At 71.0% G+C, this 15,176-nt stretch carries 11 protein-coding genes and 3 pseudogenes; 6 read left to right on the plus strand and 8 right to left on the minus strand.

What is annotated here, in order from left to right; translation table 11 throughout:
• The first annotated feature begins 80 nt into the window (after nucleotides 1–80).
• On the plus strand, nucleotides 81–1,100 hold the full coding sequence (locus OG410_RS40615; protein ID WP_329303760.1) for an NADPH:quinone reductase: 1,020 nt from the start codon (nucleotides 81–83) through the stop codon (nucleotides 1,098–1,100).
• Between the two features lie 224 nt (nucleotides 1,101–1,324).
• Here the strand turns inward: OG410_RS40615 and OG410_RS40620 are convergent.
• A pseudogene (locus tag OG410_RS40620) lies at nucleotides 1,325–1,471 on the minus strand (DUF4291 family protein); the annotation flags it as partial.
• 277 nt (nucleotides 1,472–1,748) lie between these two features.
• Between OG410_RS40620 and OG410_RS40625 the strand changes: the two are divergent.
• From OG410_RS40625 to OG410_RS40635, 3 genes and pseudogenes are all read left to right on the plus strand, one after another.
• Nucleotides 1,749–2,252 carry an N-acetyltransferase gene (locus OG410_RS40625; protein ID WP_329303761.1) on the plus strand — a complete coding sequence of 168 codons (504 nt, stop codon included), beginning with the start codon at nucleotides 1,749–1,751 and terminating at the stop codon, nucleotides 2,250–2,252.
• 105 nt (nucleotides 2,253–2,357) lie between these two features.
• A pseudogene (locus OG410_RS40630) lies at nucleotides 2,358–2,633 on the plus strand (peptidase E); the annotation flags it as partial.
• A gap of 157 nt (nucleotides 2,634–2,790) precedes the next feature.
• Entirely contained in the window at nucleotides 2,791–3,024 is a 234-nt protein-coding gene (locus OG410_RS40635) for a DUF5302 domain-containing protein (protein WP_329303762.1), read from the plus strand.
• 33 nt (nucleotides 3,025–3,057) lie between these two features.
• On the opposite strand, the gene OG410_RS40640 is transcribed toward OG410_RS40635, so the two are convergent.
• The 5 genes and pseudogenes from OG410_RS40640 to OG410_RS40660 all read right to left on the minus strand — a co-directional run bounded on the left by OG410_RS40640 (nucleotide 3,058) and on the right by OG410_RS40660 (nucleotide 7,200).
• Complete coding sequence (locus tag OG410_RS40640) at nucleotides 3,058–3,552, minus strand: DUF6207 family protein (protein ID WP_329303763.1); 495 nt, start codon at nucleotides 3,550–3,552, stop codon at nucleotides 3,058–3,060.
• A gap of 364 nt (nucleotides 3,553–3,916) precedes the next feature.
• Nucleotides 3,917–4,255, minus strand: a pseudogene (locus OG410_RS40645) (TerC family protein); the annotation flags it as partial.
• 274 nt (nucleotides 4,256–4,529) lie between these two features.
• Nucleotides 4,530–5,372, minus strand: coding sequence for an alpha/beta fold hydrolase (locus tag OG410_RS40650; RefSeq protein WP_329303764.1), 843 nt, complete (start codon nucleotides 5,370–5,372; stop codon nucleotides 4,530–4,532).
• Between the two features lie 40 nt (nucleotides 5,373–5,412).
• Complete coding sequence (locus OG410_RS40655; protein ID WP_329303765.1) at nucleotides 5,413–6,270, minus strand: alpha/beta hydrolase; 858 nt, start codon at nucleotides 6,268–6,270, stop codon at nucleotides 5,413–5,415.
• A 108-nt stretch (nucleotides 6,271–6,378) separates the two neighbouring features.
• Entirely contained in the window at nucleotides 6,379–7,200 is an 822-nt protein-coding gene (locus OG410_RS40660) for an alpha/beta fold hydrolase (protein ID WP_329303766.1), read from the minus strand.
• A gap of 305 nt (nucleotides 7,201–7,505) precedes the next feature.
• On the opposite strand from OG410_RS40660, the gene OG410_RS40665 reads away from it, so the two are divergent.
• Entirely contained in the window at nucleotides 7,506–8,471 is a 966-nt protein-coding gene (locus tag OG410_RS40665) for a helix-turn-helix domain-containing protein (RefSeq protein ID WP_329303767.1), read from the plus strand.
• A gap of 215 nt (nucleotides 8,472–8,686) precedes the next feature.
• Nucleotides 8,687–11,461 carry an ATP-binding protein gene (locus OG410_RS40670; RefSeq protein WP_329303768.1) on the plus strand — a complete coding sequence of 925 codons (2,775 nt, stop codon included), beginning with the start codon at nucleotides 8,687–8,689 and terminating at the stop codon, nucleotides 11,459–11,461.
• A gap of 173 nt (nucleotides 11,462–11,634) precedes the next feature.
• On the opposite strand, the gene OG410_RS40675 is transcribed toward OG410_RS40670, so the two are convergent.
• Together OG410_RS40675 and OG410_RS40680 are read right to left on the minus strand one after the other, a co-directional pair.
• A complete protein-coding gene (locus OG410_RS40675) occupies nucleotides 11,635–13,224 on the minus strand; it encodes a GMC family oxidoreductase (protein ID WP_329303769.1) in 1,590 nt (529 codons plus the stop codon).
• A 372-nt stretch (nucleotides 13,225–13,596) separates the two neighbouring features.
• On the minus strand, nucleotides 13,597–15,159 hold the full coding sequence (locus OG410_RS40680) for a long-chain-fatty-acid--CoA ligase (RefSeq protein WP_329303770.1): 1,563 nt from the start codon (nucleotides 15,157–15,159) through the stop codon (nucleotides 13,597–13,599).
• Nucleotides 15,160–15,176 lie beyond the last annotated feature (17 nt).

Below are 15,176 nucleotides of genomic sequence, written 5' to 3' on the forward strand. Positions count from 1 at the left end.
CCGGGCCCGGCTCGCGATCACAGCCCGGGCACCCGACCACGGCGCACAGCCCATGTCCGCCAAGGATCTAAGGACAGATCATGAAAGCCATCATCTACCGCGACAACGGCGGCCCCGAGGTTCTCCAGTTAGTCGACCGGGACCTGCCCGTACCCGGCCCCGGCGAGGTCCGTGTCCGGGTCGCCGTGTCCGGAGTCAACCCGACCGACTGGCAAGCCCGCTCAGGCGTCGCCCATGCCAAGCTGTTCGCCGAGGTCACCCCGCACCTGGACGGTGCCGGTGTGATCGAGGCCGTGGGCGAGGGGGTCGAGCAGAGCCGGACCGGCCAGCGGGTCTGGCTGTACATGGCCGCCGCCGGGCGGCCCACCGGCACCGCCGCCGAGTACACCGTCGTACCCGCCGAGCGGGCCGTGCCGCTGCCCGACGATGCCGGCTTCGGCCTCGGTGCCTCACTCGGCGTCCCCGCGCTGACCGCTCATCGCGCGCTCACCGTCACCGAGGACGGACCCGGCCGTCTCCGTCCCGGGGCGCTCGACGACCAGGTCGTGCTCGCCGCGGGCGGGGCCGGGGCGGTCGGGCACGCCGTGATCCAGCTCGCCCGCTGGGCCGGCGCCACCGTGATCAGCACGGTCAGCGGCCCGGAGAAGGCCCGGCTGGCCACCGCCGCCGGCGCTCACCACGTGATCAACTATCGCGAAGGCGACCCGGCCACCGAGATCCGCAAGATCGCCCCGGACGGCGTCGACATCATCGCCGAGGTGGCGCTCGGCGCGAACCTCGCACTGGACCTGGCCGTGCTACGGACGCGCGGCACGATCGCGACCTACGCCAACGACGGCGGCAAGCCGGTCGAACTGAACGTGCTGCAGAACATGGTGCTCAACACACGCCTTCAGTTCCTGGTGCTCTACACGGCAGGCCCGGAGGCACGCGCTGCGGCCGTCGAGGACGTCGCCGCCGCGGTCCGCGACGGCGCCCTGCCGGTCGGCGAAGAACACGGCCTGCCACTGCTCCGTCTCCCGCTCCACCGCACTGCCGACGCACACCGGGCAGTGGAAAGCGGCGCGGTCGGCAAAGTCCTGGTGGACATCACGTCCTGACCCATGGTCAGCCGCCGTGCCGACATCTGCGCGTAGCCGCAATCGGCACGCCGCAGCTCCTCCGACCGCGGTCGACGAACTGGTCCGCTGCGGCAGCGAGTTCGACGGCATGGACCATCATGGCGCGGATGCGGGACGCCCCGGCGGGGCCGACCTCCGGGGCGTGGAAGGCCAGTTCTGGCTCCTGGAGAACCGCCTGTTGAGGTCTGTGAACGCGGCTTGACGATCCACGTCATACGATGCCGCAGCCACGCGGAAGGAAAGCGGCCGTCGCGGACGGCGGGCAGTCCGATTTCAGGGGAGTAAGCCTGGTAGACGGTGATCGTGGACGCCGTGTGGAGCGCGCGGATCCTGCGGTGCGGTTCTTCCATGGCGTACAGCGTGGGCTCGGCCGGCACCGGTGGCCACCGATTTTCGACCGTTGCTCGCCGCGACGGAGCACGCAGGCCGCGGGCGGCAGGCATTCGCCCGAGCGGGCCAAGTAGCGTCTGTCTCGGAAGCCGTTGCCATACCGATCATGGAGTCTGCCGATCGAACGGGAGTTCGGTCGGGTGATCGCGTGCCCCGCCCGGCATGAGAGCGGGGCCTGGCGGTGTACGGGGAAAATTCAGGGGAGCGGACGGCCGCGCGCTGCTACGGTCGGGCGCCATGAGCTGGCTTCCCGATCACTTCGTCCACCCCGTCCTGGTACCGCTGCCGGGCGGTGGTCATCACCTGCGGCCGATCCGGGAGGCGGACACCCCGCTCGACTATCCGGCTGTGATGGGTTCGCGCGAGCGGCTGTGGACCATCTTCGGCCCGGCCTGGGGCTGGCCCGCGGCCACCATGACCTACGAGGCCGACCAGGCCGACCTGTTGCGGCACGAGAAGGAGATCGCCGCACACCTGTCGTTCAACTACGCGCTGTTCGACGCGGCGGAGACAGCTCTGCTCGGCTGCGTCTACATCGACCCACCGGAGAGGGCCGGCGCGGACGGCGAGATCTCCTGGTGGGTGGTGGACGAGCTGGTGGGCAGCAAGGTCGAGCAGGCCCTCGACGCGCTGGTGCCGCAGTGGATCGCCGCCGACTGGCCGTTCGGGCAGCCGCGCTTCCTCGGCCGCGAGATCTCCTGGTCGGACTGGCTCGCCCTGCCGGAGCATCCCGACACGTAAGTGGTTGCTACCCGTACCCATCTTGAAGACTGTCGATCGAACCAGTCGGTCAAGGCGGACGCCGTCGTCGGATCCGACAGGCGCGGGTTCGACGGCGGCAAGCTGATCAATGACGGGCTGGGCCTGCTGCCCGGCTCGGTCTGCCCGCACTATGACAGTGAACCGGGCCGCCGCTTCTCCTGCCAAGCAGCCGTGGCCGCAGGCGCGCTCCCCGCCGGGTGGGCGCTGGAGGACGGTGTCGGCGCCCTCTTCACGGACGGCCTCCTGGCGGAGACGGTGATCCGCACGCCGCAGGCCCACCTGTTTCAGGTCGAGCCGGACGGGGAGAACGGAGTCACGGAGCGAGCCCTGCCGTGCCGCTTGCTCCCTGAAGCACGGTGATCCTCCTCGGCGCCTTCCAACAGGCGGGGGCGTTCCGGTTGCGGCCGTTCGCCGTGGGAGGGAAGGCGGGATGGGCGGCGCGGACGCCCCGGGGACCGGGGTGCGGTGTCCGCCGTGACAAGCTGTGCTTCCCACTGCCCGCTACCAGGAGGTCACCATGGCTGCAGAGTCTCCATTGCCCGAAGAGCCGGTAGACGGCGAGAGCCGTTCCCTCTCGCCCGACGATGATGCCCAGGACGACTTGAAGCGCAAGTTCCGGGAGGCTCTGGCGCGCAAGCGTGGTACGCAGGCGGACGCCGCCCTCACTGCGAGCACCAACACGTCGAAGGTCCACGGCACGCACGGCCCGGCCGCGAGTCAGCGGTCGTTCCGTCGAAAGAGCGGTGGCTGAGTCGTAACGGCCTCAAGACGGGACTCGGCAGCGTCAGGCGATTTCTGGCGCTGGCCGATTGAGCCGTGACCAACCACGGCATCGAGCGGTCCGCCCTGGGCAACGACGCTGAACCGGCCGACTCGGCCGAGACACCCGACTGAACGACGAGCCACGCGAGTCGGTCTGCGGCAACATTCGCGGCGTAGCGACACCATCCGCCCCCCGAAACGTACCTGCCGGGGGCGGACGGCAGTCCCTTTGGGGGCCTGCGGGCCTCCGGCGGTGGATGCGCCGCATGGCCGACGTCCGCGTCGTCCGCTTCGCTGTCACCGTTGCCCATCGGTCGGCGGCGAGCAGTTGTTGGAAGGCGGGCGATGTGTCGTCGGCGGCCGCGACGTCGACGACGACGACGACCAGGCTTGGCAGGCTTACGTGCGTCTCGTCGATCGGGTTCATGTACGGCATTACGCCCAGGCGTTCCGCGAGAGTCCGAGGAGAACGGCATCGAGCTCGCGGGACCTTGAAGCCGGCCCTTCGGCCTCGCATTCATCGGACTCCCCTGCCGCATCGGACCGAAGCATGCATGACACGAAGTGGCAGGGGAAGGCAGAACACCTCCCCGTAGGACTGCCCGGCATGCCTACGCCATGCCGGAGAAGGCGGCCTGCGATGCGGAATACGGGGCCCGGCCGCAGGCCTGCGCGGTAACCGACCCCGGGGCGCTCTGGCGGCACTCCGGGCGGCCGGTGAGGCGAATGACCTTGCGCCTGCGTGATCCAGGGCGAGCGCCAGGTCCCTCGGGCGACGGCGGATCGTGCGATGCAGCGGCGAAGAAGGCCGTCCAGCCGCGCGGAATGCGTTCCCGCTGTCGGTTGGCTTGCCGTCGAGGTCGAGCAGGGCGAGGGGCCGGTGGGCGGCCGACGAGCGGCCCGTGCAGGGCGTGCAGGGTGTGCAGGGTGTGCAGCACGAGTTCGACGCCGATGAAGCCGAGGATGATCGCCAGCCCGTACGTGAGGTGGGCGAGCCTCTTGAGCAGGCCGCCGATGAGGAAGTACAGCCGGCGCAGGCCCATCAGGGCGAACGCGTTGGCGGTGAGGACGATGTACGGCTCCTCGGTCAGTGCGTAGACGGCGGGGACGGAATCCAGTGTGAACCGCAGGTCCGTGGAGCCGATCGCCGGCAGGACCACCAGCATCGGGGTCATCACGCGTCTGCCGTTCTGCCGGACCCACAGCTTGGTGCCGTGGTCTGATCCTCGAAGTCGTTTGTCGGCCTGCCCTGTGGGGTCTGGTGCCGACCTTGTGGCGGGCGGGCCGGCTGAATGCCTCGCTGGTGGCCAGGGTTCTGCCCACGTCATGACGGGTGGTTCGGCGGCGGTTCTGCGAACCGGGCCGGCCTGGTCCGGGCCGGGACGGTTTCGGTGCACAGGCTGGTGACCCGGTCTTGGCGTGCACGACGGTCGGTGCGATGCCCGGCGCAGGCTGTGAGGGCTGGGCCGGGCATCGTAGATGTGGATGCTGGGGTCAGCTCGTGGCGGCGTCGAGGATGAGGTCGGTGACGGCGTGGGGGTGGCTGACCATGGCGGCGTGGGAGCTGTTGATCTCGGTGGTATGGGCGTTGGCACGGGTTGCCATGGCGCGCTCGGCGGCCGGGGGGATGGTGTGGTCGTTGCGGGCGATCAGGTACCAGGAAGGGATGGTCTTCCAGGCGGGTGTGCCCGCGGGCTGGGTGAGGGTGGCGAAGGCGGCGGGGCGTTGCGCGGCAGCCATCTGGGCGGCCTGGCCGGCCGGCAGGTCCTGGGCGAAGAGCTCCCGGAAGTGGGCGGTGTCGATGTAGGCGTCGGCGTCTGCGGTGGCGGCGCCGGGGAAGGGACGGGCGGTGATGTGCTGCAGCAGGTCGGTGGTCCCGCCGCCGAGGGTGGTGGCCTGGGCGACGGTTTCGCCCTGGTCGGGGGCGTAGGCGGCGATGTAGACCAGGGCCTTGACCGCGGGGTTGCCGGTGGCGGCGCCGGTGATGACGGCGCCGCCGTAGGAGTGGCCGACGAGGACGACGGGGCCCGGGATGGTGGCCAGAAACGACTTGAGGTATGCGGTGTCGCCGGTCAGGGAGCGCAGCGGGTTTGCCGGGGCGTAGACGGTGTAGCCGCGTTTTTGCAGGGTGTGGATGACGTCGTTCCAGCCGGAGGCGTCGGCGAACGCGCCATGCTCCAGCACGATGGTGGGCTTGGGTCCGGCGGTTTTGGAGTCGTTGGTGTTCGAGGCTGCGGCGGGGGTGAGGGTCAGGCCGAGGGCGAGCAGTGTGGTTAGTGCGGCGACGGGGCCGGCCTTGCGTGGGACGCGTCGGATGGCGGGGGACAGGTGCGGCATTGAGTTCTCCGGCTGAGGCGGGTTCTCGGGTGGGTTGGGGCTAGTTGGTGAAGCGCTGCACGAAGGCGAGGGCGGTCTCGGCGACGTCGCGCCAGCCGTGGTCGATGGTCAGCGAGTGCCCGCGGTCCGGGATTTCGGTGAACTCGGTGAGGCCGGGGTTGTGGAGCTGGCGCTTGTAGGCGGCGGCGGAGATGGCATGCGGGACGGTGTGGTCCTTCTCGCCGGAGACGACCAGCAGGGGGCCGCGGTCGGGGTTGTCGATGTCGACCTTGGCTTCGGTCCAGGGGTTGAAATTCGCGGTGGCGGCCTGGAAGAGCGGTGCTCCGGGCGCCGGGACCGCGTAGGTGTCGTGGAGCCGGCGGGCCTCCTCCTCGCTGACGGCGTTGGCGAAGGCGTAGCGGAACTGCTCGAAGGTGAGAGGCACGGCACGGTGCCGGTTGGCGGGGTTGCCGAGCACGGGCAGTGAGGAGCGCAGGGCGGAGACGGGCAGCGGCAGGACACCGCGGAAGGGCGCCGCGTCGATGGCGACGGTTGCCGCCGCCAGACCCCGGCCGGCGACGATCTGGGCGAGGAGGCCGCCGAAGGAGTGGCCGATGACGGCGGGCCTGCGGTCGAGGAGCCCGATCACGGCGCTGTAGTGGTCGGCGACCTGGCCGACCGACTTGTTGGCGAAGATCTCCGGGTGGGCGGCGGCCTCTTCGACGGTGTCCGGGTCGTCGGGCCATCCCGGGGAGAGCGGGGCGTATCCGGCGGCCTCGAACAGAGTCGCCCAGCGGTCCCAGCTGTTGGGCAGGAGCCAGAGGCCGTGGATGAAGACGACGGGTGTGCGGCCCGAGGCGTTGGCCTCGGCAACGCGCTCCAGGGTGGCGGCGGGGATCTGGGCGGGGTGATCGGACATGAGGGCTCCTCGAAGCAGGTGTTGAGCAGAAGACCGGGGCACCGGCATGCGGTGCTGCGGGACGCGCGGGCGCGTGCGGTGTCCCGGGCGCGGGCGGATGGAGGTGGTTCAGCTCGCGATGAAGGCGAGCAGGTCGGCGTTGAACGCCTTCTCGAAGTCGCCGACCAGGCCGTGCGGGGCGCCGGCGTAGACCTTGAGCTGTGCGTCCTTGACGAAGTCGACGGTCTGCAGGGCGGCGGCCTGGATGGGGACGATCTGGTCGTCGTCGCCGTGTGCGACCAGGACGGGAATGTCGATGCTCTTGAGGTCCTCGGTGAAGTCGGTCTCCGAGAACGCCTTGATGCAGTCGAGGGCGCCCTTGACGCCGACCTGCATGCTCATCAGCCAGAACGCGTCGCGCAGTCCCTGGGAGACGCTCGCGTCTGCGCGGTTGGCGCCGTAGAACGGGGCACTGAGGTCCTGGTAGAACTGCGAGCGGTCGGCGGCGACGCCGGCCCGGATGGCGTCGAAGTTCTCGATCGGGGAGCCTTCGGGGTTCGCCGCGGTCTTGAGCATCAGAGGGGGGACGGCACCGAGCAGGACGGCCTTGGACACCCGGGAGGTGCCGTGACGGCCGAGGTAGTGGGCGACCTCGCCGCCGCCGGTGGAGTGACCGACCAGGACTGCATCGGTCAGGTCGAGCTGCTCGATCAGTTCAGCGAGATCGTCGGCGTACTGATCCATGTGGTTGCCGTCCCAGGTCTGGGAGGAGCGGCCGTGCCCGCGCCGGTCGTGGGCGATGGCCCTGAAGCCGTGCGAGGCGACCAGGTTGGCCTGGTTGTCCCAGGCGTCGGCGTTCAGCGGCCAGCCGTGGCTGAAGACGACCGGGCGCCCGCCGCCCCAGTCCTTGAAGAAGATCTCGGCGCCGTCGCGGGTGGTGATGGTGGGCATGCGGGTCCTCCGGTGGGTGAACAGGTGTCGGTGGGCCGGGCTCGCACGGCGGTCCTGCCGGCGCTGTCACACCGGTGGTCCGTCGTGCTCGGTGTCCTCAATCTCCCGTGCCGGGCCCGGCACGGGATTGAGTCATCCGACTCCGCCTGCTGCTTGAGTCGCCGTCCCGGCCAGTACTGGGCGTTGCGTCGTACCGGAGCGGTACGACTGCGGCGGCCAGGTGGAGGCAACGTCCCTTCGTGCCTGGTCATTACGATGGGACCGGGGAGGAGCCGCTGCTGTGAAGCGGCCGGGGGAGAGGCGACATGGTGCTGGTTCTCGACACCGCGGACATACCGGAGCGCGATCGGGCCGAGGCCGTCCGCGCCGCGATGCTGACCGCCACCCCCGCCTGCCACCTCCAGCATCAGGACTCCGGCAGCAGTCCCCGTGCCCGGATCGACCTGTGGCACTTCGGTGACGCCTTCCTGTGGCGGCACGACGGCACGGGCATGCGGATGACCCGCACTCCCACGCACATCCGCCGCGACGCACCCGAGACCATTGCGCTGGCTCTTCAGGAGTACGGCAGGGCCCGCCGCTCCCAGGCCGAGCACACCCTCGACCTCGGCCGCGGCGACCTTCTCCTCTCCGACCTCACCGCCCCCTACGACTACGTCTGGTCCGGTCTCGGCTGCGCCAGCGCCCTGTCCGTCCCCTACGACCGGCTCGGGCTGCCGGTCGACCTGGTGCGCCGCGCCGCCCCCAGACTGGGGGCCAGCACACTGTTTCCGCTGGTCCGCCAGCACCTGGCCACGCTGACCAGGCAAGCCGACGCCGTCAGTTGCGATGGTCAGGCGCCGGCCGTCGGTGAGGCGAGCATCGCCCTGGTCCGCGCCCTGCTCGCATCCACCGACAGCGAGCACAGGGACGCGGCCGCAGCCCTGGACGACACACTCCCCGCCCGGATCAATGCCTACATCGAAGCTCATCTGCGTGACCCGGAGCTACGGCCCGCGGTGATCGCCGCCGCACACAATATTTCGCTGCGTCAGCTCTACCGACTGATCCAGCCGCCACACACGACTCTCGAACAATGGATCGTCACCCGACGTCTGGCCGGCGCCCGGGCCGACCTCGCCCGCTCGCAGGAGCGTCGTTCGATCACCGATATCGCCCGTTCCTGGGGCTTTCGCGATCCCTCTCACTTCACGCGCCGATTCCGCGGCGCCTACGGCCTCACCCCCCGCGAATGGCGCCGGCTCACCACCGAGGAACGCGCAGCCTCCTAGGACCTGTCCGGCACCGCACGCTTCCTCGGCCGCGAGTGGGCTCTGGTCCGAACATGCCTGCCTCTCCGACAAACGGCCTCACCATGACGGCTATCGCGGCAAATCCGGCACTCCGCACCGGAGCCGTCCGCCCCGCCGTACGGTCTCCCTGCTGGTGCCGCTCGAGGCGCCCGGCAACCGTCGTACCCACGTCCCACACCCCGGCGGAGCAGCCCGTGAACGGCCCCCTGTCCCAGTCCGCGCCGCTCGCCGGCAGCGAGAGCGACCTCGTCGGAAGGCAGAGCGAGCGCGCGCTGCTGGAGCAATTGCTCGACCAGACAGCAAGCGGACAGGGAAACGCGCTGGTCCTCAGCGGTGGAGCCGGCATCGGGAAATCCGCCCTGCTCGCCCAGGCCTGCGGCAGTGCCACCCGCCGGAACATGACCGTGCTCACCGCCCTGGGCGTCGAACCCGAGAGCCAGATGCCCTTCGCCGGACTCCACCAGCTCCTGCTCCCGCTCCGACGGCACGCGCACCGACTTGAGCCCGGCCAGCGACGGGCTCTGCGCACCGCCTTCGACGCGGAGGGCACCGTCCCCGACCTGTTCAGCGTCGCCCTGGCCACCCTCGAGCTCCTGACCGAGTGCGCCGCCCTCACCCCGGTCGTGGCAGTCCTCGACGACACCCAGTGGCTCGACCGGCCCAGCGCCGACGTGCTGGCCTTTGTGGCCCGCAGGGTGACCACCGACCCGGTCCTCATTCTCACCGCCTCACGCACCGGCCACCCGGACCCCCTCAGAGGCAGCGGCCTGCGCGAAATATCGCTGCACCCCCTGGAATCCACCGCCGCACACGCGCTCCTCGCAGCCGGCGCACCACAACTGACCGACGCCCAGCGCTCCCTGATCCTGAACCAGTCGGCCGGCAACCCGCTGGCCCTGGTCGAACTCCCCAAAACCCTGACCCGGTACAACGCGTCGGCCGGGCAACCCCACGACCTCCTCCCACTCAACGAGCGTCTCGAGCGGGCCTTCGGAATCCGCTACGCCGACCTGCCCGCGGACAGCAGGGCGCTCCTGCTCGCGGCGTCCGCCGACACCAGCTGCGACCTGCCCCAACTGCTGCGTGCCGCGGCGATCGCCGGCGGAGCACCTGTCGGTGTCCCGGCGCTCCAGCCCGCCGTCGACAAGTCCCTCATCGGTCCGGACACCCTGCGCGTCCAGTTCCGCCACCCGCTGATCCGATCCGCGGTCTACGCGCGGGCCACGGTCGCTGAGCGGCTGGCGATCCACGCGGCGCTGTCCGTCGTCCTTGAGACCGACCCGGACCGGCAGGTCTGGCACCGGGTCGCCGCCACCCTGGGCACCGACGAAGACGTCGTCTCCGAACTGGAAGCTCTTGCCGCAAGGGCCCGCCCACGTGGCGCCGTCACCATCGCCGTCACCGCCCTCGAACGCGGATCCGATCTGACCGCCGCTCCCGCACGACGCACCTCGCTCCTGCTGCGGGCCGCAGAGCTCGCCAGCGAACTCGGAGAACGTGCGGCCGCCGCCGAGCTCGTCCGGCGCTCCGACCCGGCGCTGATGGGCCCGGAGGACCGCGGTCGCCTGGCTCTCGTCCAAGAGATCGTCGCACCGGGCGAGATGCTCGACGAGGCCCGCATCCGCACGCTCCTGGAAGCCGCGGACGCCGCCCGGACCAGCGGCCACCCCGACCTGGCCGCCGACCTGCTGTGGCGGGCGGCATCACGGTGCTGGTGGGGAAACCTGCCCCCCGATCTGCGAGCCGCCGTCGCCCAGGCGGCCGACCACCTCAGCCTGCCCTCTGCCGCCCCCCGCACCCTGGCGATCCTGGCCTACGCCCTTCCGCAGACACACGGAGACGCGGTCCTCACCCGCATGGCCGCCCTGACCCCTGACCGGTCCGACCCCGACATCATGCGCTTCCTCGGCGGCGCCGCCCTCATCCTCGGAGACTTCCACACCGCCGCCTCCTACATGAGCGTTGCCGCCGACACCTGCCGGTCCCAGGGCCGGCTCGCCCTCCTGGCCCGCACCCTCGGTGCCGGAAGCTGGGGCAGGATCTGGACCGGCGAATGGGACCGTGCCCGCTCCGAGAGCGAAGAAGCCGCAGCGCTCGCGAAGGAGACCGGCGAGACCTTCTGGGCCACCTCCGCCACCACCAACCTGGCCATGCTCGCGGCCCTGCGCGGCGAGCACGACCTGGCCCTGGCTCTCGCGCAGAACGCCCAGGACAGCCTCGACGTCACGGGCGTGCGCTTCCTCCTCAACAGCATCCAGCAAGTTCGCGCCGTCGCGGCGATCGGCACCGGCCGCTACGAGGAGGCATTCGACATCCTGCGACGCCTCTTCGACCCGGCCGAAGCGACCTTCCACGAGATGCGCTGGTGGGTCGCCCCCGACCTCGCCGACGCAGCCGCACACACAGGGCGCCAGGAGGAAGCCCGCACCATCCTGGCCGGCCTGGAGCCCCATGCCGGCCGGCTCTCCTCGCCCATGATCCGGATGTGCCTGCAGTACACCCGGGCTGTCCTCGCCGACGACGACAGCGCTGAACTCCATCTCGGACAAGCGCTGGCAGGCGACCCGAGCCGATGGCCGCCCTACCGCGCACGGCTCCTTCTCGCCCACAGCCGCTGGCTTCGCCGACAGCGCCGCACCGTCGAATCCAGAGCACCCCTGCGCGAAGCAAGAGACATCTTCGACACCCTCGGCGCACCACACTGGAGCGACCACACACGTCAGCTACTGCGGTCCGCCGGTGAAAGCAGCACCCAACGGCCACCAGCCGCCCGCGACCGCCTCAGCCCGCAGGAACTCCAGATCGCCACACTTGCTGCCACCGGCCTCACGAACCGCCAGATCAGCCAGCGCCTCTATCTCTCCCACCGCACCATCGGCTCCCACCTCTACCGGATCTTCCCCAAACTCGGCATCACCACCCGAACCCAACTCGCCGACGCCCTCAGCTCCTTGGAGCCCACTCTCTGACGGCCGGCGCCGCGCCATTGGCCCGGCGTTCCCGTGGGGAACCACCGGACGGCTGGGTCGAAGAGCAGCGCGGGCGCCTGGAGCGCGTCCTTCGGCTGACGTCGAAGTCCTGACTGCCTCCACGCCGAGTTCGACATCCGTGAGCACTGGTGCTCAGGACCGGTTTGCCGGCCTCAGTCCACCGTGAGCAGATCCGCGGCTCGTTCCCCGATCACGATGGACGGGGCGTTGGTGTGACCCCGGATGATCGTCGGCATGATCGAGGCATCCGCCACCCGCAGGCCCCGCACTCCCCGAACCCGCAGACGCGGGTCCACGACGGAGGCGTCGTCGCGGCCCATCCGGGCCGTTCCGACGGGGTGGTAGAGCGTGTGGGAGTGGTCGGCCAGGGCGAGCGCGTCGCGCCGGTCCCGTGGCATGTCCTCGGCCCCGGGCGGCATGAGGAAGCGGCCCGTGGACAGCCCGCGGTCGGCGAGCCGGCCGATGATCTCCTCGCAGACGTCGAGTCCGGCCAACAGGGCCGCGCGGTCGGCGCCGTCCGGGTCCGTCAGATAGCGCGGGTCGATGACCGGCTTGGCGAAGGGGTCCGCCGAGGCCAGGGTGACCGAACCGGTGCTCTCGGGGCGCAGCAGGATCGCCCCCACGGTCAGCCCGTGCTCCGGCGCCTTGACGAGACCCTCGCCGAGGAAGGGCACCGGAGCGAAGATGATCTCGATGTCGGGCAGCTCGAGGTCGGGCCGGCTGCGGACGAATCCGTACGCCTCACCGATGTTCGACGTGAGCATCCCCCGGCGGCGGGTGAGGTACTTCAGCAGCTCGGAAGGCCGCTCGGCGGCGAACAGGGTGCGGTCGGCGGCGTCGACGGCGAGGCCGCTGATGAGATGGTCGGTGAGGTTGGCGCCGACCTGCGGGGCGTCCACCAGCACCTCGATGCCCCGCTCGCGCAGGTGTCCGGCGTCGCCGATGCCGGACAGCATGAGCAGCTGGGGCGTGTTGACCGCGCCCGCGCTCAGGACCACCTCGCGGCGGGCCAGCACCGTCCGCGTGACGCCCCCGGTGACGTACTCGACGCCGATCGCGCGGCGGTCCTCGAAGAGCACACGGGTGGCCTGCGCGTCCGTGACGACCCGCAGGTTCGGGCGGCGGCGGGCCGGCTTGAGATAGCCGTCCGCGGTGCTGCACCGCGCGCCGCGCCGCTGGCTCACCATGGTCTGCGAGAACCCGTCCGGCGTCGCGGTGTTGGCGGGTTCGACGGTGTGGCCGAGTGCCCGGACGGCGTCGAGGAAGGCCGCCGTGTGCGGGCTCGGGTCGCGCTGCGGCTCGACACTCATGGGGCCGGTACGGCCGTGGTCGGGGTCGGTGGCGCCGAGGACCCGTTCCGTGCGGCGGAAGTACGGCAGCAGGCCCTTCCACGACCAGTCGGCGCCGCAGCGATCGCCCCACTCGTCGTAGTCGGCGGCGAATCCGCGTACCCACATCATGGCGTTCATCGAGGAGGAGCCGCCGAGCATCCGGCCCCTGGGCCAGTAGACGGGGCGCCCGGAGAGCTCGGGCTGCGGGGCGGTCGAGTAGTCCCAGTCGAGCTCGGTCCTGAACAGCTGGGAGAAGGCGGCGGGTATGTGCACGGCCGCCTTCCGGTCCCGGCCGCCGGCTTCGAGGAGGACGACCGAGACCGGGCCGCTCCCGGTCAGCCGGCCGGCGAGGGCAGCCCCGGCCGATCCGGCTCCGACGACGACGTAGTCGGCGCTTTCCGGGGCGCTCACCGGGTCACCCCGGTCGTGCTCCGGTCCGTGCGGCCGGGCGGCGTGCTGTTCCGGTCCGTACGGTCGAGCGTTCCCGCCGTCGGCCGGGCGGCGGGGCCGGGGGAGGCGACGCCGGGAGAGGCGACCCACCTCGCCCTCCTGCGGGGCCCGAACGGTGGCGCGGAGCGTGGTGCGGTGTACGTCATGACGTCCTCCTCGTCGAGGTTCGCTCCAGAGCTTCCGGCCGGGCCGGTGCCACGGGGTAGCCCCTGGAGGTGATGAGTTCACGGAATCGGCCGGCGATCGGGCCCCGACGGCCGCCGCGCGGGAAACCGGGGCCGGCCGCCGCGCGGCTGGGCGCCGCTGTCAGGGAAGCGAGGTGTCGCGGGCCCCTCAGGGGGCCGTGGGCGTGTCCCGCAGTTCGCGCTTGAGGATCTTGCCCGTGGCGTTGGTGGGCAGCCCCTTGCGGAACTCGACCAGGCGCGGGTACTTGTAGCCGGCCATCCTCTCCCTGCACCACGCGATCAGCTCCTCCCCGGTGAGTTCGGCGCCCGGGGCGAGGACCACGCAGGCCTTGACCTCCTCGCCATGCGTGGCGTGCGGCACGCCGACGACGGCCACGGTGCTCACGGCGGGGTGGGTGAGCAGGACCTCCTCGATCTCCCGCGGGTAGACGTTGAAGCCCCCGCGGATGATCAGGTCCTTGGTGCGGTCGACGACGTAGAGCCATCCGTCGGCGTCCCGGCGGGCCAGGTCCCCGGTGCGGAACCAGCCGTCGCGCAGCACCTCGGAGGTCGCCTCGGGCCGGTTGTAGTAGCCCTTCATGACGTTGTGCCCGCGCACGACGATCTCGCCGATGGCGTCCGGACCCTTCACCGGTGTGCCGTCCTCGGCGATCAGGTCCACTTCCACGCCCCAGACCGGACGGCCGACGGAGCCCGGACGCGCCGGCTCGCCGCGCGGCGTGAACGTCACCGCGGGGCTGGTCTCCGACAGGCCGTAGCCCTCCAGGACGGTGACCCCGAAGCGCTCCTCGAACCGGCGGTGCGTCTCGACCGGCAGCGCCGAACCCCCGGAGCCGGCGATCCGCAGATTGCCGGCGATCTCCGCCCGTTCCGCCTCGGGCACGTCCTCGGCGAGCAGAGCCCCGTACATCGTGGGGACGCCGGCGAAGAACGTGACGGCGTGATGCCGCATCAGGGCGAGGGCCGAGCCGGCGTGGAAGCGCGGCAGCAGGACCAGCGTCGCGCGGGCGGCGAGGCCGGCGTTCATCTGCACGACCTGGCCGAAGGAGTGGAACAGCGGCAGGGCGATCAGATGGACGTCGTGCCCGACCTCGCCGAACATCTTGTGGCAGGTCAGCGCGTTCAGCACCAGGTTGGCGTGGGTGAGTTCGGCGCCCTTGGGCCGACCGGTGGTGCCGGAGGTGTAGAGGATGACCGCCGTGTCGTCCGCCTCGGTGGCGACCGTCTTGAACTCGGTGCTCCGGCCGGCCAGCGCCGACGTCAGGGTCCGCGTGCCCGGGATCGGGGAGGTCTCGGCCGGGGCCGCGGTGAGCAGGAAGAAGTGGTCGCAGCTCTCGGTCTCGTTGAACCCGTCCCATCCCTCCTGGCCCGTCCGGAGTTCGGAGGTGCCCTCGAAGCAGAAGTACGCCTTGGCGTCGGAGTCGGCCAGGTGATAGGCGATCTCACGGCCTTTCAGGAGCACGTTGAGCGGTACGACCACCGCGCCGGCCTTCAGGATGCCGTAGTAGACCACCGGGAACCACGGGAGATTCGGACAGGACAGCGCCACCTTGTCGCCGGGCTCGATGCCGCGCGAGCGCAGCAGGCCGGCCACCTGGCGGGCGGCGGTGTCCAGCTCCGCGTAGGTCATCCGCCGGTCGCCCAGGACGACCGCCGTACGGTCGGGCACGGCGTGGGCGCTGTTCTCCAACATGACGGCGAGGTTGAGCATGGGCTGTTCTCCGTAGG

The organism is Streptomyces sp. NBC_00659, from assembly GCF_036226925.1.
In the GTDB taxonomy this organism is placed as follows: Bacteria; Actinomycetota; Actinomycetes; order Streptomycetales; family Streptomycetaceae; genus Streptomyces.